The sequence below is a fragment of the Wenzhouxiangella sp. AB-CW3 genome, assembly GCF_014725735.1.
GTDB lineage: Bacteria > Pseudomonadota > Gammaproteobacteria > Xanthomonadales > Wenzhouxiangellaceae > Wenzhouxiangella.
In genome coordinates this window covers 116845-140000 of record NZ_CP061368.1, presented here as the reverse complement: position 1 = coordinate 140000, position 23156 = coordinate 116845, and the positions used below count along the sequence as shown (strand labels likewise).

The following is a 23156-nucleotide window of genomic DNA, read 5'->3' as shown; positions in this document are numbered from 1 at the left end:
GGAACCGCAGATGAACGCAGATACACGCAGATTCTCCTGTATTCACCGATCAGCATCCGCGTTGATCTGCGTTCATCTGCGGTTCGAATATCATTATTCATGGCGCAATCCTCGTTAAATGCCTGCCAGCTCATCGAAACCTAGCGCGAGGTTGATGTTCTGCAGCGCCTGGCTGGCCGCGCCCTTGAGCAGGTTGTCGAGCACGACGACGAAAGTGGCGCGCATGGGGTCGCGCTGATCGACTGAAAAACCGCCGATGGCCAGGCGCGGCGTGTTGGCGACCTGGCGAATCTCGGGGATGGCTTCGCAGACCTCGATCAGCGGCTCATCGGCCAGGCGCTCGGCATACACCGATCGGAGCTCGCTGGCGGAGACGGTTTCGGTCAGCGTGACAGACAATGTCGCCGATATGCCGCGAAAAAAAGGTGCCACGTGCGGGTGGAACCTGACCGGTCGTGCCAGGTGGGTGGAGATCTCCGATTCATGGACATGCCCGGTCAGCGCATAAGGCATGAGATTGTCGTGCAGACGATCCGGGTCGTTACGCGGCGAGGGCGTGCTGCCGGCCCCGCTATAGCCCGAGACCCCGAACACCACCGGCGGCGAGGCGAGCGATCGCCGGATCGGCAACAGCCCGAACAGGGCGGCGGTGGCATAACAACCCGGGTTGGCAATGCGTCGCGCGCCGGCGATAGCATCACGATTGAATTCGGTCAGGCCGTAAACCCATTGCTCATCAAAACGCCAGTCGGCACCGAGATCCAGGACGAGCGCATCGGGCCTGGCTGATTCGATGGCCGCGACCCAGGGTGCGCTATGACCATTGGGCAGCGCCAGAACCCAGATATCGGCATCGACCTCGTCGACCGATTCCGGCGCCAGTTCGATGAAGACCTGGTCAGCGTCCGGCCAGGCCGGCACCTGCTCGCGGATCGGCCGGCCGGCCTTCGAACCGCTTGTGGCCAGGGCCAGCTCGATGCCCGGATGCTGCAACAGCAGCTCAAGCAGGGTTCGACCGGTGTAGCCGCGAGCCCCGATCAGGGCCAGTCTGCTATTGCTCATTGGGCTCGCCTTCCTCCATCCATCCCGAGTCGCGATCAAAGGCGTCATCGATCAGGCGCGCATGCCGTTGCTGATCGGTGATGCCGATACTGTAGACCACCCACTCACCGCGGCGACAGGTGGCATGTGCCTGCTGAAAATACCATGAGGCAATGGGATTCGCAGAGCGCGCGCGCCAGTACAGCGCCGGACAGTGCTGGCGCACCGCCTGCCACAGGGCGGCACCCAGCCCTTCTCCCTGGGCCTCCGGGGTGACTACGAACTTGTCGAGATAGGGCAGGCCGTCCAGGCCTTCGACCAGCAGGGCCGCGGCGCGACCGGACTCGGCCATCAGCAATGCGCTGACCCGCCGGTGCTGCAGCCAATCCGGGCGTAGTTTGCGGCCGAAGCTCGATTGCAGCAGGGAGACCAGGTCGTCCAGTCGCTTTTCGGGAATCCGATCATAATGTTCAATCCGCTCACCTCGGCGAATCAGCGTACCGGCCCCGGTATGGGTAAACAGCTCACGCGTGAGCTTGCCGGCCGAAGTGATCGAGACCGATGCGTCGCCTGGGAGTTGTTCGAGCATGTCACGAATCTGTTTCAACTTCAGACGCATGCCCGAGTGCACCCAGTCCTGTGCAAGCAGATGCTCGTAGTCATTGACCAGGCTGATGGCCGAGATGATCCGTCCGCGATGATCGAGCAGGCCGCCGGTACCGGTCAGAAAGATGACCTTGTGGGGCTTCACCGCCCAGACCAGTTCACGTGCGGCAATATCGGCATTGATGTTCATGACCTGGCCCGAAGGAGACTCTCCCAGGCAGGCCACGACCGGCAGGGCGCCGCCGGAGATGGCGCTTTGCACCGGCTCGAGCTCGACCGAGGCAATCTCCCCCACCAGACCCAGTTTTTCCGGATCGACCAGGCTGGCGTTGAACACACCATGTTGTATGCCGCGGGCACGTACGCCGCGCGCCTCCAGGGCATCGACCAAGCTGGCGTTGGACCGATAGATGACCGGCCTGGCCACGGCCATGACTTCCTCGGTCGTGACCCTGAGACCCTCGCGCTTTTCGACCGGCACACCCGCCTCATGCATGGCCTCGTCAAGCTGCGGGCCGGCGCCGTGCAGCACGATGGGGGTGAGCCCGAGACGATGCAGGAAGGCCAGTGCCGCGGCCAGTTCCTCGAGATCGTCACGCATGACGGCACCGCCGACCTTGACCACGGCAAAGCGCGACTCCTCGACGCGGGAGAACTGCTTGAGGTACTGGCGGGCCTCACGGCTGGAACCGAGCTGGCCGAGCAGTTCAATGACGATTCGTCTCAACTCAGGCATTAGTCACGATCCGATGGTAGATGTCGAACGCCCGGTCGAGCTGTTCCAGCGCCACCCACTCATCGGCGGTATGGGCCTGGGCGATCTCTCCCGGCCCCAGGACCAGCGCATTGACACCGGCCGCCGAAAACAGGGAAGCTTCGGTCCAGAAATCGACCGATTCGCGAACTGGCAGTGCATGACGCTGACAGAATTCCCGGGTTTCCTGTCCGTCCTGGCCAGCGGCCGGCAGGGGCGGCCCGGAAAAGGGGATGGTCCAGCGCGCGTGCCGCTCGGCACCGCCCAGCGAACGCAAGGCATCGAACAGCACATCGTTGCTTTGTCCCGGCGCCAGTCGGGCCGAATAGTGCAGGTGAGCCTCGCCGGCAATGACATTCGACTTGGTGCCGCCGGACATCAGGCCCAGATTGAAACAGGTGGGACGTCCGGCGGCGGCCTCGCCATGGCAATAGTCGAGTGCGGCGGTCAGCCACCGGGCCAGTCGATGATTGGCGTTATCATCCAGCGCCCGCGCCTCGGACGAATGGCCCGACGTTCCGGAAAAGCGTCCCTTGACCGAGAGAAACCCCCGGTGCGCCAGGGCAGCCTCACAGCCGGTTGGCTCGCAGACCACCACCTGTTCCATGCCACTGGCACCACCGCCGGCCAGAAACTCCTTGACGCAGCACGGGCCGGCACCCTCTTCATCGGATGAAAACAGCAGCGCCATGGGCTGACTGGTCTGCTCGGCGACGGCCAGCAGGGCCGCGGCCGCACCCTTGATATCGCAGCTGCCACGACCATAGGCGCGACCGTTCTCGACCGTCAGCTCCAGCGCCGGTCGGCTCCAACCCTCTCCAACCGGCACGGTATCGAGATGACAGTTGAACAGCACTTTCGGTGCGCCACGGCGCGCGAACAGATTGACATGCCCGTCACCGTGGTCGCTGATCTCGACATCAAACCCGGACGCTTCCAGCACCGATCGGCAATAGCTGAACATGGCGGCATCGGGCCCGAAGTCTCGCGGCGGGTTCTGGCTGTCGCAGCCGATGAGGTGCTTCAGATGTTGGAGGATTCTTTCAGGCATTGATCAGGGTTCTCGGTGAGATGACTCCGGCGGATAGTTGCAAGTTGTCAGTTATAAGTTGTAAGTCCGTAATGTTGGCAGTGCGGGCAAGTTTGCACTTACAACTTGCAACCGACAACTTACAACTCACCCACCCCCCGGATCCGCGCTGCCAGGGTCGAGGACTGCCCCAGCAGTTTCACGAAGCCTTCGGCTTCCTCGGGCGTCCAACCGGCCGACTGGGCATAGACCGAATCCGGGTCCTTGAGCAGGTAGCGCGAGCCCACGGCCACGGCCTGCACGGCACCGCCTTCGGTGGCCAGGCGCACTACGCCGGTGACATGGCTGCTGGCACTTGCCAGGTATGCCTCTAGATCGGCCTTGTGCGGTTCGAAGAAAAACCCGGTGTAGACCAACTCGGCCCAGCGCTGGGCGACGGTCTGGTGAAACTGGTTCTGCAGGCGGGTGTTGACGGCTTCTCTGAGCGCGCGCTGGGCGACCATCAGGGCATCGATACCGGGGCATTCGAACACGATGCGGCCCTTGAGGCCGATGGAGACATCGCCGGTGTAGATATGTCGCCCCACGCCGTAGGCACCCAGCCGCTGGTTGAGAGTGGCCAGCAGCTCCGGCCCAGATAGGGGCTGATCGTCGAGACTGACCACCCGCCCCTGCTCGAAGCCCAGGGTCAGTTCCAGCCGCTCGGCTGGCCACTCGCTGCGCGGCCGGCACCAGACATGGGTATCGTCGCCGGGCACACCGAATTCATCGATTTCCTGGCCCGACAGCGTCACGCCAAGCAGGTTCTCGTTGATCGAATAACGACTGGCCGACTCGGGCACATCGACCCCGGCCTCGGCCATCAACTCAAGCTCGTGGGCGCGCACGTTGCTGGTCTGGCGCTGCAACTCGCGAATCGGGGCATGAATCTCGTAGTCGCCCAGCGAGCGCACCGACTGGTCGAAGCGGAGCTGGTCGTTGCCCATGCCCGTGCAGCCATGGGCAAAATGCCTGGTGTCCAGTTCATCGGCCAGTGCCAGGCATTGCTGCACGATGACATAGCGATCGGAGCACAGCATGGGGTACTGCTCAAGCATGCGCGCACCCGACCACAGCAACGGCACCACGAACTGATCCCACAGCGGCTGTCCGGCATCAAGCTCGTGATGCTCGGCCGCGCCCAGCTCACGCGCGCGCTCGGCAATCCAGCGCTTCTGCCCGGCATCAATACCGCCGGTATCGACAAAGGCGGTATGCACCTCGAACCCCTGTTCCTTCAACGCCAGCACGCAGTAGCTGGTGTCCAGCCCTCCCGAAAAGGCGAGAACGATGGCTTTCTTATCTGACATCATGAATCCTTCTTGTAAAACTGAACCCCGAGAGGCGGAAAATCAATCAGGAGAAAAGTTTTCCTTTCACCTTTCACCTCTTACCTTTCACCTTTTCCTATCAACTCCACCATCATCGCCTTCTGCACGTGCAGCCGATTCTCGGCCTCGTCCAGGGCGACACAGTAATCTGCATCCATCACGCCGTCGGTGGCCTTGATATTGCGCCTGAGCGGCAGGCAATGGCTGAACCGGGCGTTGTCGGTCAGGGCCATCTTTTTCTCATCGACGATGAAGTGCCGGAACGGTTCGCGCAGTTTCGCCTCCTGTTCGGGCTTGCCGTAATAGGGCAAGGCGCCCCAACTCTTGGCGTAGATGAACTCGGCACCGGAGTAGGCGGCTTCAATATCGGTAGTGACCTCCAGGCTGCCGCCGGAGGCTTCGGCCTGCTCGAAGCCGGCATCCATGAACTGCTCGTCGAGCAGGTAGGCGTTGTCCGGCACCAGCAGGGTGATGTCCATGCCGAACTTGCTGGCGATCAGCAGTGCCGAGTTGGCCACGGCGGTGTTGAGCGGGCGAGGATGCCAGGTCCAGGTCAGCACGAACTTCTTGCCATCAGGCCGACCGATGTGGTCCTGAATGGTGCGCATCAGTGCCAGTTCCTGGCAGGGATGGACGATGGTTTCCATGTTGATCACCGGCACCGAGGCATGTTGGGCCAGCGACTTGATCACCCGGTCCTTGCGATCCTCGCTCCAGTCCTTGAACAGCGGAAATGCCCGCAGCGCAATGGCATCGCAATATCGCGAGAGAACGCCCGCGACCTCGGCGATGTGTTCTTCGGCATCGCCATCCATGACCACACCGGGCTCGAACTCGATGCCCCAGGCACCCTTGCCCGGCTCCAGGATCACGGCATGGGCGCCCAGCTCGAAGACACCGACCTCAAACGAGGCGCGCGTTCTCAGCGAGGGATTGAGAAACAGCAGTGCGACGCTGCACCCGGCCAGCGGCTGGCCGGCCGGTTGATCGCGAAAGCTCGCCGCCCGGTCGAGCATGGCCTGGAGCTCATCCCGGCTCCAGTCAACGGTGGTCAGAAAATGTCGCATCAATCCTTGCTCCTCGTGTCAAGGGATTTCGCAGACCCGGAAACGAAAAAACCCAGCCGGTGGCTGGGTTCTTTCGCAAGCGGTTCTGTCGGGTTGGAAAATACAGGCGCTAACGATTCGACCAGCCACGGGCAGGCGTCACCATTCGGCGTCGACGCAGTGGTCGGACGACGGTGAGGCGCTGGCTGACAGTGGACTGGTTCAGGTTCATGGCTGACAATGTGCCACAGCGCGCGGCGGCTGGCAACCCCCGATAATCCAATTGGATCCACTTCGACACGCAGGGTCCAACCGGAGCGGGTGGTCTCAAGGCCGGTTCCTGGAACCGGCCTTGAGACGGGCTACTTGCCTATCCCTCAGAACTCGTAGGACAGACGTGCATACCACTGCCCGCCATTGAAGCCGAATGGCGAGGTCAGCGCATACTTCACGCCCAGGAACTGCAGGGTGGGGTTCTGCTCCTCGCCCGGGTAGGTGTCAAAGATGTTCTCACCGCCCACAGCCAGCTGGAACTGGTCGGCGAAGCGGAACCGCGCCTCCAGATCGAAGATGATCTCTGAGCTGTAAGAGTTGACATCACTGGCATCACCCGGACTGAACAGCCCACCCGTAGTTTCCCATGAGCCATAGTGACTGGCCCGGACATGCCCGGAAAACATGGCTCGGCTGTCGAAGCTCAGAGTCAGGTTCGTGCGGTGCCGGGGCACTTGGTTTTCCAGGTCGAACACGCGCGAATCGTTGATGGTGTTCGGGGCGACGTTCCTGACCTTCTGCCGATTGTAGGTGTAGCGAAGGTCCAGGGTCAGGGCGCCGGCATCGATGTCGAAGTTACTGGTCGATGCCACATCAATGCCCGTGACTTTCGAGTCGAAGGCGTTGCTGAAGAAGTTGGCGAGACTGCCAACAAGTAGCTCCGGATTGTCGACGCCCAGGTCGATTAGGCCTGGCAGGTCGCCTTCGCTGATCACGTTGTCCCGAAGGGCCAGACGATCGTCGACCCTGATGTCGTAGTAGTCCACGGTCAGGCTGGTGTTGTCGAAGGGGTTGGCCACGAAGCCGATGGTGAAGTTCTGCGATTCCTCCGGCTCAAGCGGCTGCGCGCCCAGCACCACGGAGACCGGGTGATCTACCGGGTAGGTGCCGCTGGGAATCAGCCGGCCATCGGGATTGGCCGTGGTGGTGACGTTCAGGGTGTTCATCTGCCCCGGCGTGGGTGCCCGGAAGCCCGTGCTTGCCGTTGCCCTGAGGGCGAACTGGTCGGTCATGTCATAGCGGCCCGACAGCTTCCAGTCAAAAGTGGAGCCAAACTCGTCATATTCCTCGAAACGCACCGCAACCCCGCCGGAAAAGCGATCGGTGAAGTCGGTTTCCAGGTCGACGTAGGCACCCAGGCTGTCGCTGCTGAAGCTGCCGGCCGACTCCAGCGGGAACCCCTGAAAGCCATCGGAACCCAGGCCAAATACCGACGCGGTCGGCCCGGCTTCTCGCGAGGCCGGATCGCCGGCACCAATCTTGTAGGTTTCGTCGCGATACTCAAGCCCGAAAGCCACGTTCAAGGGGCTGTGCAGGCCATCCAGGTCAAACGGCTGCACGAAATCGACATTGAAACTGGTTTCCTGCTGGGTCAGAGAGCCGGGCCTGAACGAGGTCGGAGACAGGCGGCCCATACTGGGATTGATGGTCTGCGAAACCATGTAGTCGATCTTGTTCTCGGCAATGCGGCCACGCACGTCCCACGACAGACCACCGTCGGTCATGCCGTCGATACCGACCACCCAGGCAAAATCGGAAATATCGGCCCCGAAGTCCGGGTTGTAGCCGCCCGGGAACAGGGTATGGATGGGATTGCGCAGGATAAAGCCGCTCGGGCTGGCGTCGTCGGCTACCAGGTAGTCAGCCGGGTCCAGCCCCTGACCCAGGATGGAATCGATCAGCGACTGCGGCGCGGGATCAGGCGGTGTGCCCTGCTGCAGGGTATCGCGCGGCGGCACGAGCTGAGGATCCATCACGGGATTGCGGAAGAAGAAATCCGATCGCCACTCGCTGTCGGCATAGCTGGCGTGGGAATAGAGCGAGACCATGCTGGTCAGGTCGACACCGGCGTTGACGAAAAACTTCCAGGTTTCGGCGTCGGGATCGCCCCAGCGCTGGCCCAGCCCGTCCAGGGGCACCTGGTCGATGCCCACCACGTCGGCAATCGGCCCGGCATCTGCGTGAGGCACACCGCGCGAAGTCTGGTCGGAATTCGTGTATTCAAACGAAGCGTTGAGGAAGCCGGCAGTCCCGAGGCTGAAGCCGGCGTTGCCACCCACCGTGGTGCGGGTGCCGTCACCTTCGAAGTATTCGCCGTGCTGGGCGAACAGCGTGCCACCGTCGGGAGCATCTTTCAGAATGACGTTGACCACCCCGGCAATGGCATCCGAGCCGTACTGGGCCGAAGCGCCATCGCGCAGCACCTCGATGCGTTCAACGGCAGCCGAGGGAATCAGTGAGAAGTCGACCGCTTGCGACCCCTGATTGACGGTACCCAGCGGCGCCAGCTGAAGATTGACCATCGCCGAACGGTGACGCCGGGTGCCGTCGACCAGCACCATGGTCTGGTCCGGCGCCAGGTTGCGCAGCGTGACCGGTCGAACAATCGCCGTTCCATCGGCAATCGGCCAGCGCTGGGTATTGAACGACGGCATCACCCGGCTGAGTCCATCGGTCAGATCGGGCGTGGCCTGGTTGGCCAGTGAACTGGAAGCCACAACATCCACCGGCGACAGCGTCTGGGTCGGATCGGTGCCGACCACGCGGGTACCGGTTACAACGATGACATCCTCGAGGCGAGCCGAATCCTCTTCGTCATCGGCGCCACCGGCGGACTGCCCCGCGGCCCCGCCCTGTGACTGCGACATGGCAACGCTTTCGCCGAAAACGGGGCTGCAATACAGTGCCATTGCTACAGAGCAATAGAGCAGGTTCCGACCCAGTGTCCGGACCGGCAGACTGATACGATCTTCGTTCATTAGTTATCCCTCCCAGGCAGGTTCTCTTGGCTGTTCGGGCTCGACCATGCAAGCAGCCGCACCCATGGCATTTCAGCACTCAGGCCAATGGCAATGGGCAGCGATCGCTCATCGCCATGCAAGTCGATTCTGCCCCAATGCGGAGGATTCGGCAAATCGGCTGCCTTCTCGGATCATTCCAGCCGCTGTATGATGCCCATAGTCTCCGCCACCACCCACCGGGAGTATCTGAATGGGCATCGAAGTAGCCGGCCTTCTGGGCCTGATCTGGCTGATCATCGTGATCTGGGCCATCATCAAGACCGCGCAGAGCTCGGCCGGACCCGTGGCCAAGGTTCTGTGGATTCTGATCCTGCTGTTCTTCCCCCTGGTAGGGCTGATTCTCTGGCTCTTGCTGGGACCAAAGCGGTAGGAACCAATCAAAGCGCGGCCCGCCAACCTGCGGGTCGCGCTTTCAGGTCAGGTGACTTTCAGTCGCGCAAAGCGACGCTTGCCGACCTGTATCACGCCCTCGAAGCCGGCCGCCAGGCTCATGTCGCGATCCTCGACTTTGTCTCCGTCGATCTTGACCGCGCCCTGCTTGATCATCCTGAACGCTTCGGAGTTGGAGGTCGTCAGTCCGCATCCGGTCAGGGCCGCGGCAATACCCAGCCCCTCGTTACCGGCAGGCAGGGATTTTTCGGGCATGTCTTCAGGCGCCTGCCCGCCGCGAAAGCGGGCGATGAAACCATCGCGGGCCCGCTGCCCGGCACCACGACCATGGAAGCGATCGACGATTTCGATGGCCAGCTCGAACTTTACGTCACGCGGGTTGCGACCCTCGGCCACTGCCTTCTTCAGCCCTTCCAGCTCGGGAATGGAACGGAAACTGAGCAACTCGAACCAGCGCCACATCAGCTCGTCGGAAATGCTCATGATCTTGCCGAACATCTCGTTGGGCGCCTCGGTAATGCCGACATAGTTGTCCAGCGACTTCGACATCTTCTGGACGCCATCGGTGCCTTCGAGCAATGGCCAGGTAATGATGACCTGGGGCGGTTGACCGGCCTGAGACTGCAGCTGACGACCGACCAGCAGATTGAACTTCTGGTCGGTGCCTCCCATCTCGATATCGGCACGCAATTCGACCGAATCCTGCCCCTGTACCAGCGGATAGAGGAATTCATGAATGGCGATCGGCTGCCCGCCCCGATAGCGCTTCTCGAAGTCGTCCCGCTCGAGCATGCGGGCCACGGTATGACATGAGGCCAGGCGGATCATGTCGGCGGCACTCATTGCCGAAAACCATTCGGAATTGAAACGCACCTCGGTGCGTTCAGGATCCAGGATCCGGAAGACCTGATCGCGGTAGGTCTGCGCATTGGCGCGCACATCCTCCTCGGTCAGCGGCTTGCGCGTGACGTTCTTTCCGGTCGGGTCACCAATCATTCCGGTGAAATCGCCGATCAGGAAGATCACTTCGTGGCCCGCGTCCTGGAAACGCCGCATGGCGTTGATGATGACGGTATGCCCGAGGTGCAGATCCGGCGCGGTGGGGTCAAACCCCACTTTCACCCGCAGCGGGCGATCGCCGGCCAGTCGCTCTTTCAGCTCCTCTGCATGGATGATCTCGGCGGCACCGCGCACAAGCTCTTCGTAGTTGCTCATCAGACTGTTCAATCACCCTGGTCAGCTGTCTGCCTGGCCACGCCGACAATCGTCCCGGCCGGGCCCGGATGCACCCCCGGCCCGACTTCGGCATTGACGGCTCTGGCTACAAGCCGGTAATGTTACCGGGTTTTGATCACTAACCGGCGTGCATGAATCGAAAATCCATGGCTTCAACCCGACGGGCCCGGCGCCCGGAGTTGGCTCCAGTGGCCGTCCAGGCCCGTAAGTGGCTCATTTCGGCCAGTGGGCAGATCGCCGCGGCCCTGAAGGCCCACCCCCGAACCGGGGCGGCGGCGCTGATTCTGATCTGCACCGGCGTGGTGATCGGGCTGCTGCCATCAAAGCCGGATGGGGAGCCTGGACAGCAGTTCAGGCCGTTGACCTTGCCGGAACAGCATTTCGTCGTCACGGAGGACGCTCTGGCGCCGGCCGGTATCGGCGACGAGCTGGCCGAGAGCGGGAACGATGAGTCACTCACCCCCACCGTGGACTGGAAGCAGGTGGAAGTACAGCCCGGGCAGACCCTGGAACGGATTTTCCGGGAGCTGGGCCTGAGCGCCCGCTTGCTGCACGACGTGGTCAACGCCAGCGAGAAGACGCAGCAGCTGGCCCGGATCCGGCCCGGCGACGAGTTTGCCTTCGATATCGACGAGGAAGAGGGCTTCCGCAGCCTGCGCGCCGAGTTCGACGAGGAAAGCTGGCTGTTCGTCGAGCGCACCGACAACGGCATCGAAGCACGGACCGAGCCTCGAGAACTGGAATACCGGGTTGTCGAAACCCAGGGTACGATCACGACCTCGCTTTATCGCGCCGCCCAGCAGGCCGAGCTGTCGGACAACCTGACCATGCGCCTGGCCAGCATCTTTGGCTGGGATATCGACTTTGCGCTCGAAATCCGTGGCGGCGATCGCTTCGCACTGATCTACGAGCAGGTCTGGCGCGATGGCGAGTATCTCAGAGACGGTCCGATTCTGGCGGCGCGCTTCGTCAACCAGGGCGAGACCTTCGAAGCGGTGCGCTTCGATGCCGGCGATGGACCGGACTATTTCGCACCCGACGGGCGCCCCATGCGCCAGGCCTTCCTGCGCGCGCCGCTGAACTTTACCCGTGTGACCTCCGACTTCAATCCACGCCGCTTCCATCCGGTCACCCGCCGCACACAGCCGCACAACGGCACCGATTACGGCGCACCGACCGGCACCCCGGTGTGGGCGTCAGGAGACGGGCGAGTCATTCGATCGAGTTACAACAACCGCAACGGAAACTACATTTTCATCCGGCACGGGAACAACATCGAAACTCGCTACCTCCACCTGTCGCGGCGCCACGTGAATGTGGGTGACCGGGTACAGCAGGGCGAAACCATCGGCCGGGTCGGCGCCACCGGCATGGCCACCGGGCCGCATCTGCACTACGAGTTCCTGGTCAACGGCGCGCACCGAAACCCCCGCACGGTGGACCTGCCGCCGGCAGATCCCCTGCCGGAAGATCTGATGGAGAAGTTCCAGGCGCAGGGTCGGCCGCTGCTGGCACGCCTGGACGAGGTCGAGCAGCCCCAGCTTCTTCTGGCCAGCGCCGAGGACGACTGCCCAAGCTCCACCAAGAGCTGCTGATAGCGGCCCCACCATGAGCGGCCGCCTGGAAAGTGGCACCCCAACCCGGTTTGTCGGTCTCATCTCCGGCACCAGCATGGACGGAATCGACGCGGTCGTGGTCGACTTTGCCGGAGCGGCGCCGCGCACCCTGGCCGCCACCACCCTGGAGTTTGATCCCGGGCTGGCGCACGAACTCGATGCACTGCGCCAGGATCCCGATCACTATCCGGCCGCCCGCCTGGCGCGTCTGGATACCCGGCTTGGCGAGGCGCTGGGTAAAGCGGCCTTGCACGTCATCCGGCTGGCCGAACTGGAACCGGCCGACATTGCCGCCATCGGGTCGCACGGACAGACCGTACTCCACCGCCCGGACGACCGCTGGCCGTTCACCCTGCAGATCGGGAACCCGCATTGCATCGCCGCTCTGACCGGCATTGCCACGGTCACCGATTTTCGCCGCGGCGACCTGGCCATTGGGGGTCAGGGCGCACCCCTGGCGCCCCTGCTGCATGAAGCGCTGTTTCACCACGCTGACGAGAGCCGCGCAGTGCTCAACCTGGGTGGTATCGCCAACCTGACCCTGCTTCCTGCCTCCGGCGGTGTCTCGGGCTTTGACAGCGGGCCGGCCAATTGCCTGATCGATGACTGGTACCGCCGCCACCACGCCGGCCGGTTCGATGCGCAGGGTCGCTGGGCGGCCAGCGGGGAAATCGACGAACAATGGCTGGCTGAACTGATGCAGGACCCCTACTTCAGGCGTCGCCCGCCCAAGAGCACGGGCATCGAGTACTTCAGTGCCGGTTGGCTGGATCGGCACTTGCCCGACTGGGCCCACGATCGCCCCGCTGACACCCAGGCCACGCTGGTCGAACTGACCGCACGCAGCATCGCAACGGCTCTGAAACAATGTGCCGACGCAAGGCCCACGCGCCTGCTAGTCTGTGGCGGCGGCGTCCACAATCAGTACATGGTCGACCGCATTGCCGGGCGGTTGCCCGACATATCGGTCGATTCCAGCCGGGCTCACGGTGTCGACCCGGATCACGTCGAGGCGGTGCTGTTTGCGTGGCTGGCGCGCGAGCGTCTGGCTGCCCGTCCGCTGGCCACCGGGGCCATTACCGGTGCCCGCCAGCCACACATCGCCGGAACAATTTGCGCGCCACCGCCATCAAAACCCCCACACTGAAACAGCCAAGGAGCCTTTTATGCGTTTCCTGCCACTGTATCTGCTGCTGACCCTGATGCTGGCTGCATGCGACCGGGACGACCCCCCTCCGCCACCACCAGAGCCGGCCGAACCGGAAATGGAGCAGGAAATCGAGCATGAGCCGGACACCACCGATCCGGAAGTTGCCACCCCCGAGGACGAAAACGACATCGACGAGGTGGCCGAGCGGCGTGAGCGGCTACGCGAGGAAATGCGTGAACATCGCCGGCAGGCAGAAGAGGCCGAGGAGCCCGCCGAGCGCACCGGACACGTCGCCGAACCGGAAACCGACTGGTGGCACGACGAAGCCATCGTTGTGGAACTGGGCCTGGAAGGCGAACAGATCATGGCGATCGAGCAGGCCCGGGCCGAGCGCCGCGAAGCACGCCAGAATGTCCGGCAACGAAAACTGGAACTGCGCCGGGAACTCTCGCGGGACCTGGCCGATGACGCCGAGGAATCCATCGAGCGACCCGATGCGCGCGAGGAACTTCGAGGTGAGATGGAGACCATCGACGCCGACTGGCGCAGGGCCGTGGAGGACATCCTCGACCCTGAACAGATCGAACAACTCGAAGCCACTCATCCCGAGGCCCTCGACCCCACACTTGAGCGTCGTATTCGCGACGACGCCGAGCGCGACGAGTAACCCCCATCAAGGCGGGCGCGGCAGTCGCCGCGCCCGGTCGATCATCAGTCAACCTGGCTGCCGCGCGTAAAAGACCTCGCCCAACCGATCATAGAGCTGGTGACGAATCCACCACAGCAAGACCAGGCTGGGGGTGACCATGATGGTGGTGATGAAGAAGAACATCGCCCAGCTGCCGGCCAGCATGTCGACCATCCAGCCACTGGCCGCGGCCAGGGAGGTGCGGCTGAGGTTGCCCATCGAGGCCATCACGGCGTACTGACTGGCGGTGTAGACCTGGCTGGTCAAAAAGGAAATGAAGGCGACGAACGCCACGGTGGAAAAGGCCGTGGTGAAGTTGTCGGCGACCACGGCAAAGGCAAACAGCGCCATGTTCGGCCCGACCAGCGCCATGACCGAGTAGACCAGGTTGGCCAGGGCCATGGCCACACCACTGATCAACAACCCTTTGAAAATACCCATGCGCACGTTGATTACGCCGGAGAGCAGCATGAACAGTGTCATCGTGAACCAGCCCATGACCCCGCTGACCAGGGCGATTTCCTGGTGGCTGAATCCCAGCTCGCGGTAGAACACCGCGGCCATGCGGCCCATGAAGGCCTCGCCGATCTTGAACAGCACAATAAAGCCGAGTATCGAAATGGTGAGCTTGATGCCGTTGCGGCGCACGAACTCGGCGAAAGGCAGAATGGCGGTAACGGTGAACCAGGCCACGACCGTGCTGATCCGTCCGGGCCTGCGGCGCTTGCTCAGCGCCTCGCGCACCCGCGCCTCGTCGGCGGCCTGCTGGGCCTCGCGGTCGGATTCCGGTTCGGGCAAGAACAGCAGCGTGACGATGACCAGCAGCGCCATGACCAGGGCGAGAAAGTGGAACGCGGTGGACCATCCACCAGGCGCCGTGCCCGCAAGCCAGAAGGCGCCGGCGCCCGGCAGGCCCGCCCCCGTCCACCAGCCGGCCGCGGTCACCGCGGCAGCCGCGGCCATGCCGCGCGGCTCGGAGGCCGGGATGGTCTCGATGCGATAGGCATCGATGCCCACGTCCTGGGTGGCTGCACCGAATACCACGAAGGCCGCAACCAGGGCCACGGCGGTCACGCCAACCGTGGGATCAATGGCCGCCATCGCCAGCGTGCCCAGGAACACACCGGCCTGGGCCAGCAGGATCCAGCCGCGGCGCTGACCGAAACGGGCGCACAGCCAGGGCAGCTTGACCCGATCAAGCAACGGCGCCCAGGTGAAATTCAGCGCGAAGATCATGGTCACCGAACCGAGCACGCCGATGCTGGTGCGGGTCAGGCCGGCATCGCTCAGCCAGACCGAGAAGGCATTGCCGATCACCGCCCAGGGAAAGCCGCTGGCGAAACCGAGGATGAAGATGTAGATCAGGCGCCGGTCGGCAAACAGTTTCCAGAACGGCTCGCGCAGTTTGCCGTTCGCATCTTCGACCTTCGCGGAATCAATCGGCATAGTCGAGAATCAGCGGGGCATGGTCGGAGAAGCGCTCGTCGGTGTAGATGTCGGCGCCGCGCACGCGGTCGGCCAGACCGGAGCTGATGACCTGGTAGTCGATACGCCATCCCACGTTGTTGTCCCAGGCCCGGCCGCGGTTGGACCACCAGGTATAGCGATCCGGATTCGGATCGACCAGCCGGAAGCCGTCATGCAGCCCGACGGGACCGAACACCTCGTCCATCCAGGCGCGCTCCTCGGGCAGGAAACCGGAATTCTTCTGGTTGGCCTTCCAGTTCTTCAGGTCGATTTCCTTGTGGGCGATGTTCCAGTCACCACAGATGATGTAGTCGCGACCGTTGCCGGCCATTTCCTCCAGGCGCGGCTTGAGACGGTCCATGCAGCGGTACTTGAATTGCTGGCGCTCGTCCTTGGAGGTGCCCGAGGGGAGATACAGCGAGATCACCGACAACTCGCCGAAATCGGCCTGCAGCCAGCGCCCCTCGCTGTCGAACTCGTCCCAGCCCAGCCCGTAGCTGACCTGGTCGGGCTGGTGTCGGGCATACAGCGCAACGCCGGAATAGCCCTTTTTCTCGGCATCGTGGTAGTAGCTGTGATAGCCGACCGGAAAGAAGTCGCGGTCGGCCAGCTGCCAGTGCTGGGCCTTGGTTTCCTGGATGCAGACAAAATCGGCCTTCTGGCCTTTGAGCCAGTCGAAAAACCCCTTGCGCGCGGCCGCGCGGATGCCGTTGGCATTGAGACTGATCACTCGCATGGATCAAGAACGGTCCGGTAAGAGCAACTGCCAATGGTAACGCGAGTGTCGCGGTCCACACAGTATCGGACGGACGAATCAGCCCACTGCCGTGATCATCACCTGCGCATGGCGCTGACGCGGGCGCCGTCCGTGATCTGGTCGCCGGGATGGGTAATGACCTCCTCGCCTGGCTCCAGTCCTTCGATGACCTGCACCGTCAGGCCACTGCGGCGGCCGGTCTCGATCCGGCGCAGGCGCGCACGGGCGTTATCGATCACGAACACGTGCCATTCGCCATCGCGGCGGAACAGGGCACTGGTCGGCACCTGGACAACATCCTCACCTTCCCAGAGGATGAACTCGGCCTCGACCCGGTAACCAACCCCCAGCTTCTCGAATGCCTGTTCAGGCTCGTCGAAATCGATGATCACCGGCACGCGCTGCTCGTCCACGCCCAGCGCCGAGACACGCGTGAAGCCGGCCGGCTCGACGCGCCGGACCGTGCCCATCAGCGGCTCGTCGCCGCCCCAGCCGGTCATCTCCACGCGCATGTCGGGCCGGACCCGCACGGCTGCCATGGACAGCAGATCGACCTGTACTTCCAGGTCTTCCAGGCTGCCGACATCCAGCACCGGCTCGCCGGCCGCGATCGCGCCTTCGCAGCAGCGGTGGCGCCGGAGTACCACGCCGCCGACCGGGGACCGCACTTCCAACTGCGGCTGGTCTTCGGGCGGGCGCTCGCCACTGGCGATATCGATCAGGGTGCGCGCACTCTCGACCTCGAAACCGGCCACCTCGACGGCATGCTCGGCGGCCCGCGCCGCGGCACGCTGACGATCCCGCGTCGAACGTGCCCGCTCCATCTCGGCAGTGGACACCAGGCCCCGCTCGTGCAACTCGCGGTAGCGCTCGTACTCGCTGGCGGCGAATTCGGCGTCGGCCACGGCGGTTTCCAGGTTGGCCTCGGCACTCTGGCGGCGGGCGCGGGCCGCGGCCAGGTTCTCACGTGCCTGTTCCAGGCTGCGCGCATCCAGCGCCGGCGCCGGGTGCGGCTCCATGCGAAACATCACCGCTCCGAGCTCGACATCATCGCCGGGCTCGGGCTGCACGCGTTGCAGGTAGCCGGCAATGGGCGCCGAGATCGTGTAGGTGTCGCGCAGTCGGGTACGCCCTTCTTCATCGACCGACTCGACAAAGCGATCGGCGACAACGTCGGCGGTGTTGACCACCGTGGGAGAGGGCCTGAGCGCCAGCACCAGCAGTACCAGGGCGGCCAGGGCGACGAGAATGAGAATCCAGCGCTTTTTCGTGTTCATTGACAAACCTACTCGATGCTTTTGAGAGCAGAAACCATGTCCAGCGTGGCCAGACGCCGGACGATCAGGACCACCGACAGGGCCGAGGCCACGACGACGCCCGCGGCGGCGAAGGCGTAGGACTGATGGGTGATATGGAACGGGACACGCATCATGTCCATCTGGAAGGCCAGGCTGAGCAGCCAGGCAAAACCGGTGCCCAACAGCCAGGCCAGCGGAATGGCCGCCAGGGTCAGCAGGGCAATCTCGCCGATGAGCACCCAGCCGACCTGGCCGCGACTGAAACCGAGCACGCGCAGCGTGGCCAGCTCGCGCGAGCGTTCGGCAAAGGCGATGCGGGCATTGTTGTAGACCAGCGCGAAGGTGATCGAGCCGGCCAGCAGCAGCAGGATGGCCATCATCGCCAGCACGGTGTCTTCCATGTACTCGCGCAGCCCGTCTTCGGCCTCGCTGATCTGGCTGATGCCGGCCACGCGCGAGGCGTCCCACAGCCGGTCGAACAAGGCCTGGCGCTGGTCGCGGTCGATCAGCAGCCAGGCGCCGCTGACGGCCGGGCTCTCGCGCATCAATGTATTGAGCGCCTCGATGTGCATATAGCCACTCAAGCCCAGCGGCTCATCGATGACGCCGGCCAGCGGCAGATCGATCACCTGGCGCTGGCCTTCAAGGACCTCCACTTCGACCCGGTCGCCCAGCGCCAGACCCAGCTCCTCGGCCAGGTAGCGGGTCAGGAACAGGCCATCGGGCGGCAGGCGGATGGACCGGTACTGGCTGTCGATCAGGCCGCGCAGTTGCGGTTGGGCCGGCAAGCCGGAAATCGCGGTGCGTTCGCTCATGTGTCCGTTGGCCAGGCGCACCGGCACGTTGCGGTAGCCTTCGACGTAATGCACGCCGGGCAGGGCGCGGATCTCGTTCAACACGCCCAAGGAGGTCGGTTCGACGAAAGTGACGTGAACATCCATCTTCATCACGTCGCGGTACTGCAGCTCGACGAGGTGCTTGACCGAGCCGAACTGGTAATGGCCGAGCAGCAGCAGTGCCCCGGACAGGGCGATACCGGCCACGGTCAGCGAGGCCTTGACCGGATGGCGCGAGACATTGCGCAGCACCATGCGCGTGGTCTGGGCCAGCCAGCGGCCGGCCGCCGAGCGATCGAACCAGCTTTGGTGAAACTCGGCCGGGGCGGGCGGGCGCATGGCTTCGGCCGGCGGCAGGCGCACGGCCTGGTGCACGGCCCGGAACGTGCCCAGGCCGGCCGCGGCGGCGGACACCAGAATGGCCAGCGCCACCACGCGGCCCTGCATGCGGGTGATGGTCTCCGGGAAACGGAAATACTCGGCATAGAGTGCCGCCATGCCTTCGCCGGCCCAGGCACCAAGGACCAGCCCCAGGGCCACGCCCACGGCTACAATCATGCCGGTCAGCAGCGCGTAGTGTACGGCCAGATCGCCATCGGAATAGCCAAACGCCTTGATCACGGCGATCTGCTGGCGCTGGGTGGTGACGATCCGGCCCATCAGCACGCTGAGCAGAAAAGCCGACACGCCCATGAACACACCGGGCAGGACGATGGTCATGACCTCCAGCTGCGCGATTTCCTCGATCAGGATGCGGTGCGACATGACGTCCTCGCGATCATGCGCACCGATGCCGCCGTAGGGCGCGAGCAGGCGGTCCATGCGATCGATCACGTCGCGCTGGTCGGCGCCGGCCTGCACGCTGGCCACAACGCTGTTGAAGGCCCCGTCCATGCCGAAGGCGTTGGCCAGCGCGCGCCGGTTCATCCACATCACCGCGTAGCGTTCGTAATCGGGCAGAAGGTCGGTGGGCGCAACCTGGTAGACGAATTCCGGCGACAGGGCCACGCCGCTCACGCGCAAGCGTTCGTAGCGACCGCGGATGATGATGCGCAGCTCGTCGCCGACATTGAGATCGTGCGCCTCGGCAAAGGGCTGGCTGATCACGACCTGGTCGGAACGCCCGGATTCGGGCAGGCTGCCGGCGGCCAGGTAGAGGCGGTTGAGCAGGGGCTGGCGGCCGTCGGGAATGGACAGCACGTGACCGCGCACCGGGTCGACAAACTCGGGCACTTCCAGCCGCACCGGCGCGACCACCCGGGTTTCGACCAGGTTGATGCCCTCGATCTCGCCAAGACGCCCGACCAGGGTGTCGGGCGCCCGGGTCAGGCTGGCGAACAGGTCGGCGAACTGGTAGTCAGTGTAGAAGCGGTCTTTCGACAGGCGAATGCTGTCGAGCGAGCTGACCGCCAGCACCAGGGTCATCACCCCGGCGGCCATGACCACCGCAATGGCCGCGATCTGGCCCTTCATCTCGCCCAGATCGCGAATCAGCTTGCGGTGCAGGGTGGGAATCACGCCGGCGCTACCATTTCAGGTCGGCCGGGTCGGCCCGGCGCTGGTTGCGATGCTCCTCGTCGACGCGGCCGTCCTTGAGGCGGATGACGCGGTCGGCCATCTCGCCGATGACCTCGTTGTGGGTGATCACCGCCGTAGTCGTGCCCAGTTCCTCGTTGATGTGCTCGATGACCTGCAGCACCCGCACCCCGGTCTTCGAATCCAGCGCGCCGGTGGGCTCGTCGCACATCAGCACCGCCGGGCGCTTGGCCACGGCGCGGGCGATGGCCACGCGCTGTTGCTCGCCGCCAGAGAGCTGGGACGGAAAATGGTCCATGCGATCGGCCAGGCCAACCAGCTCCAGCGCCTCTTCCGGGCGCATGGGATTTCTGGCGATCTCGGTGACGATGGCCACGTTCTCGCGCGCGGTCAGCGACGGGATCATGTTGTAGAACTGGAACACGAAGCCGACATGGTCGCGTCGGAACCGGGTTAGATCACGGTCACTGGCGCGACTGAGATCCTGGTCGAGATAGCGCAGCTCGCCATCGGTGGCCGCGTCCAGCCCGCCCATGATGTTGAGCAGGGTGGACTTGCCCGAACCCGAGGCCCCGAGCAGGACCACCAGCTCACCGGCATACAGCGAAAGATCGACGCCGCGCAGCGCGTGGATTGCGACCTCGCCCATCTGATAAACCTTGGTCAGGCCGCGGGCCTGGAACACGCAACGGTCGCTGGCGGGCGCTTCCATCATGGTCTGGTTCTGACTGATCCGAAGGGCCTCATCCTACCCCTGTTCCAACGCCGGAACTTGACCTTGAGCAATTGCGGCTAAAATGACGGGATGATTTCTCCCTGGACCCAACGCTTTCTGGACCTCGCTCACGCCCAACAGGCGCTGCGGTTCGGTCAGTTCACGCTCAAGTCGGGCCGGCAAAGCCCGTATTTCTTCAATGCCGGTGCATTCAATGACGGTGCCGCCATCGACGGCCTGGCCCGTTGTTATGCCGAAGCCATTGCTGCTTCAGACCATGAATTCGACATGCTGTTCGGGCCGGCCTACAAGGGCATCCCGCTGGTCTCGGCCATTGCCATAAGCCTGTTTCGCGACCATGACATCAACCTGCCGTTTGCCTTCAACCGCAAGGAAGCCAAGGCGCACGGTGAGGGCGGGCAGATCGTCGGCGCCCCGCTACAAGGGCGCGTACTGATCGTGGATGACGTGATTTCGGCCGGCACTTCGGTGACAGAATCGGTGCAACTGATCAGCCAGGCCGGGGCGCAAGCCGGAGGCGTGGCCATTGCGCTCGATCGCCAGGAACGGGGCCAGGACAGCCGTTCGGCTGTCTCGATGGTGCGCGCATCGGGCCTGGAGGTCATCGCCATCGCCACGCTGAGCGATCTGATCACCTGGCTTGACGATCGCCGGGATTTGGCCGAACATCGTGATTCAATGGCAGAATACCAGTCTCGATTCGGGGCCTGAAGACAGCATGTCAACCATCTCTCGCCTGTTACTGACTCTTGCGTTGATGTCGGTGCTCGGAAGCGCACTGGCACAGACGGTCTATCGCTGGGTCGATGAAGAAGGCGAAGTGCACTACGGCCACTCGGTGCCGCCCGAGCACGCCCGACGCGGCTACGAGATTCTGGGCCGGGACGGCATCGTACGTGAACGGGTCGAGCCGGCCCCCACGACCGAGGAGCTGGCAGAGCGTCGCGCCGAACGCCGACGGGCGCGAGATCTGGCCCGCGAACAGCGCAGCCAGGAAGCCCGTGATCGGCGCCTGCTGGCCACACACAGCGACGAGGAATCCATTCTCTCGGCCAAGGAAGTGGAGCTGGTCACAATCAACAGTCAACGGGCTTCAATCCGCGTGGCGGTGGACCAGATCGAACATCGCTTTGAACGCCTCATGGCGCGGGCCGCAGAGCACAGCGATGCCGGAAGAAGCGTGCCACCGCACCTGGAAGAAGAGATCAATCAGGCCCGTGACGATTTGCGTCGATTGCGCGGCGACCTGGACTGGGTAGACGAGCGCGAAGCGGAGATTCGCGAGCGCTACCGTAACGATCTGGAGCGTTTTCGCGAGTTGACCGGCCGGGACGCAGGTTCCTGACGGCCCGGCGGCGATGTATACCCGCTGCCCCGGCTGCCAGGCCGGTTACGAGCTGACCGCCCCCCTGATGGCCGAGGCCGCCGGTGTCGTTCGTTGCGGCAACTGCGGCAAGACCTTCAATGCCCTGTCTCAGCTGTTCACGCACTCCCCGGGGGATAGCACCGAGCCGCTGCGTGGCAGTGGCATGCCGCCGCTGCTGGAACACGCCGAACTCATACAGGCCGAACTTCCTGTCAGTGTCGACGAGCCCGCGCAGGCGGAGGAAGACGCGTCGCCATCCGATCCGGTGCCGGAGCTCAAGCTGCCCGCAGCGAGCGGGCGACCATGGCCACAGCCGTTGTGGCCGGGCATCAGCGCACTGCTGCTGATCATCCTGCTGGCGCAGGGCTGGATGCTTTGGCAGACACCGGGCTCGTTTCTGCAACGGTGGGGCGGGAGCCCTGCGGCCGAACAGATCGACCCGAATGAGCTGATCCAGGTCATGTCGCGCGACATGCACCACCACCCCAGCCTCGATGATGCCATGGTGGTCAGTACCAGCCTGCGCAACACCGGCGATCACACCATAGCCTGGCCGGTGGTGGAGGTGCGCTTCTACGATGGCAGCCAGCAACTGCTGGGCATTCGACGACTTGAACCGGAAGATTACCTGCAGGCGAATCATCGGCTCGGTGAGGGCATGATGCCTGGCACCATCGTGCCGGTGGTCATGGAGTTCGTGGTCGGTCCGACCGAGCCGGCCGGGTTCGGCATACGATTTTTCTGAGCCTGTCGGCGACCCCGGGGGCGGCATCCCGGCAGAGGGTGTGCTAGATTATGCATCTCGCATATCGGCAAGGTCGGAACGGCACACTCAGGGACGTGTCGCTGCCGGCTTCCGGTTCATCTGCCCCGTTGGATATCGAAGCATCGAGGAATACACCTTGCCCTCCAGTTCCGGCCGCCACGAGCCATCACTCGAGGAATTCACCCGTCAGGTCGTCCGCCAGTACCTGGACGACATGGGAGGAATCGACCCCGATCACCTGCATGGGCTGATCATGAACACAGTCGAAAAGCCCCTGATCAAGACCGTGCTGGAATTTGCCGACGGCAACCAGTCACGGGCCGCCGCGATTCTGGGGATCACCCGAACAACCCTGAGAAACCGCATCAAGCGCTACCAGCTGGACCAGTAACC

The 23156-nt window shown here is 63.8% G+C and carries 20 protein-coding genes; 8 read left to right on the top strand and 12 right to left on the bottom strand.

The features are described from left to right. Positions 1 to 114: 114 nt before the first annotated feature. The 6 genes from argC to IC757_RS00590 form a co-directional block, all read right to left on the bottom strand. A complete protein-coding gene (gene argC / locus IC757_RS00615; protein ID WP_190975491.1) occupies positions 115 to 1062 on the bottom strand; it encodes an N-acetyl-gamma-glutamyl-phosphate reductase in 948 nt (315 codons plus the stop codon). Further along, complete coding sequence (locus IC757_RS00610; RefSeq protein WP_190975490.1) at positions 1052 to 2383, bottom strand: acetylglutamate kinase; 1332 nt, start codon at positions 2381 to 2383, stop codon at positions 1052 to 1054. Before IC757_RS00610 ends, argC begins: the two co-directional genes overlap by 11 nt. After that, on the bottom strand, positions 2376 to 3452 hold the full coding sequence (locus IC757_RS00605) for an acetylornithine deacetylase (protein WP_190975489.1): 1077 nt from the start codon (positions 3450 to 3452) through the stop codon (positions 2376 to 2378). The genes IC757_RS00610 and IC757_RS00605 overlap by 8 nt, the downstream gene beginning before the upstream one ends. 119 nt (positions 3453 to 3571) lie before the next feature. Continuing rightward, the gene (locus IC757_RS00600; RefSeq protein WP_190975488.1) at positions 3572 to 4783 is read right to left on the bottom strand and encodes an argininosuccinate synthase domain-containing protein; all 1212 of its coding nucleotides are present in this window, start codon (positions 4781 to 4783) and stop codon (positions 3572 to 3574) included. A 77-nt stretch (positions 4784 to 4860) separates the two neighbouring features. Beyond that, a complete protein-coding gene (locus IC757_RS00595) occupies positions 4861 to 5868 on the bottom strand; it encodes an N-acetylornithine carbamoyltransferase (protein WP_190975487.1) in 1008 nt (335 codons plus the stop codon). 356 nt (positions 5869 to 6224) lie between these two features. Next, positions 6225 to 8879 carry a TonB-dependent receptor plug domain-containing protein gene (locus IC757_RS00590; protein ID WP_223846188.1) on the bottom strand — a complete coding sequence of 885 codons (2655 nt, stop codon included), beginning with the start codon at positions 8877 to 8879 and terminating at the stop codon, positions 6225 to 6227. A 232-nt stretch (positions 8880 to 9111) separates the two neighbouring features. On the opposite strand from IC757_RS00590, the gene IC757_RS00585 reads away from it, so the two are divergent. Continuing rightward, entirely contained in the window at positions 9112 to 9291 is a 180-nt protein-coding gene (locus IC757_RS00585) for a PLDc N-terminal domain-containing protein (RefSeq protein ID WP_190975486.1), read from the top strand. A gap of 47 nt (positions 9292 to 9338) precedes the next feature. On the opposite strand, the gene tyrS is transcribed toward IC757_RS00585, so the two are convergent. Next, entirely contained in the window at positions 9339 to 10526 is a 1188-nt protein-coding gene (gene tyrS / locus IC757_RS00580; RefSeq protein WP_190975485.1) for a tyrosine--tRNA ligase, read from the bottom strand. 167 nt (positions 10527 to 10693) lie between these two features. On the opposite strand from tyrS, the gene IC757_RS00575 reads away from it, so the two are divergent. From IC757_RS00575 to IC757_RS00565, 3 genes are read left to right on the top strand one after another with little or no spacing between them, the layout of a single operon-like run. Then, positions 10694 to 12142, top strand: coding sequence for a peptidoglycan DD-metalloendopeptidase family protein (locus IC757_RS00575; RefSeq protein WP_190975484.1), 1449 nt, complete (start codon positions 10694 to 10696; stop codon positions 12140 to 12142). A gap of 13 nt (positions 12143 to 12155) precedes the next feature. Beyond that, positions 12156 to 13310, top strand: a complete 1155-nt coding sequence (locus IC757_RS00570; RefSeq protein WP_190975483.1) for an anhydro-N-acetylmuramic acid kinase — start codon at positions 12156 to 12158, stop codon at positions 13308 to 13310. A gap of 19 nt (positions 13311 to 13329) precedes the next feature. Next, positions 13330 to 13980: a hypothetical protein gene (locus IC757_RS00565; RefSeq protein WP_190975482.1), complete on the top strand. Its 651-nt coding sequence runs from the start codon at positions 13330 to 13332 to the stop codon at positions 13978 to 13980. A 48-nt stretch (positions 13981 to 14028) separates the two neighbouring features. Here IC757_RS00565 and IC757_RS00560 read toward each other — a convergent pair whose 3' ends face one another. The 5 genes from IC757_RS00560 to IC757_RS00540 form a co-directional block, all read right to left on the bottom strand. Further along, on the bottom strand, positions 14029 to 15447 hold the full coding sequence (locus tag IC757_RS00560; RefSeq protein ID WP_190975481.1) for an AmpG family muropeptide MFS transporter: 1419 nt from the start codon (positions 15445 to 15447) through the stop codon (positions 14029 to 14031). Next, the gene (locus IC757_RS00555; protein WP_190975480.1) at positions 15437 to 16204 is read right to left on the bottom strand and encodes an exodeoxyribonuclease III; all 768 of its coding nucleotides are present in this window, start codon (positions 16202 to 16204) and stop codon (positions 15437 to 15439) included. Before IC757_RS00555 ends, IC757_RS00560 begins: the two co-directional genes overlap by 11 nt. Before the next feature lie 98 nt (positions 16205 to 16302). Continuing rightward, positions 16303 to 17502: an efflux RND transporter periplasmic adaptor subunit gene (locus IC757_RS00550; RefSeq protein WP_190975479.1), complete on the bottom strand. Its 1200-nt coding sequence runs from the start codon at positions 17500 to 17502 to the stop codon at positions 16303 to 16305. An 8-nt stretch (positions 17503 to 17510) separates the two neighbouring features. Further along, entirely contained in the window at positions 17511 to 19874 is a 2364-nt protein-coding gene (locus IC757_RS00545) for an ABC transporter permease (protein WP_190976882.1), read from the bottom strand. 10 nt (positions 19875 to 19884) lie between these two features. After that, a complete protein-coding gene (locus IC757_RS00540; RefSeq protein ID WP_190975478.1) occupies positions 19885 to 20610 on the bottom strand; it encodes an ABC transporter ATP-binding protein in 726 nt (241 codons plus the stop codon). Positions 20611 to 20700: 90 nt separating this feature from the next. Here IC757_RS00540 and pyrE point away from each other — a divergent pair, with 90 nt between their 5' ends. The 4 genes from pyrE to IC757_RS00520 all read left to right on the top strand — a co-directional run bounded on the left by pyrE (position 20701) and on the right by IC757_RS00520 (position 23154). Then, on the top strand, positions 20701 to 21342 hold the full coding sequence (gene pyrE / locus IC757_RS00535) for an orotate phosphoribosyltransferase (protein WP_190975477.1): 642 nt from the start codon (positions 20701 to 20703) through the stop codon (positions 21340 to 21342). Positions 21343 to 21349: 7 nt separating this feature from the next. Further along, positions 21350 to 21976 (top strand): DUF4124 domain-containing protein, encoded by a 627-nt coding sequence (locus tag IC757_RS00530; protein ID WP_190975476.1) that lies wholly within the window; start codon positions 21350 to 21352, stop codon positions 21974 to 21976. Between the two features lie 13 nt (positions 21977 to 21989). Next, positions 21990 to 22742 carry a DUF3426 domain-containing protein gene (locus IC757_RS00525; protein ID WP_190976881.1) on the top strand — a complete coding sequence of 251 codons (753 nt, stop codon included), beginning with the start codon at positions 21990 to 21992 and terminating at the stop codon, positions 22740 to 22742. A 157-nt stretch (positions 22743 to 22899) separates the two neighbouring features. Continuing rightward, positions 22900 to 23154, top strand: a complete 255-nt coding sequence (locus tag IC757_RS00520) for a helix-turn-helix domain-containing protein (protein ID WP_190975475.1) — start codon at positions 22900 to 22902, stop codon at positions 23152 to 23154. Positions 23155 to 23156 lie beyond the last annotated feature (2 nt).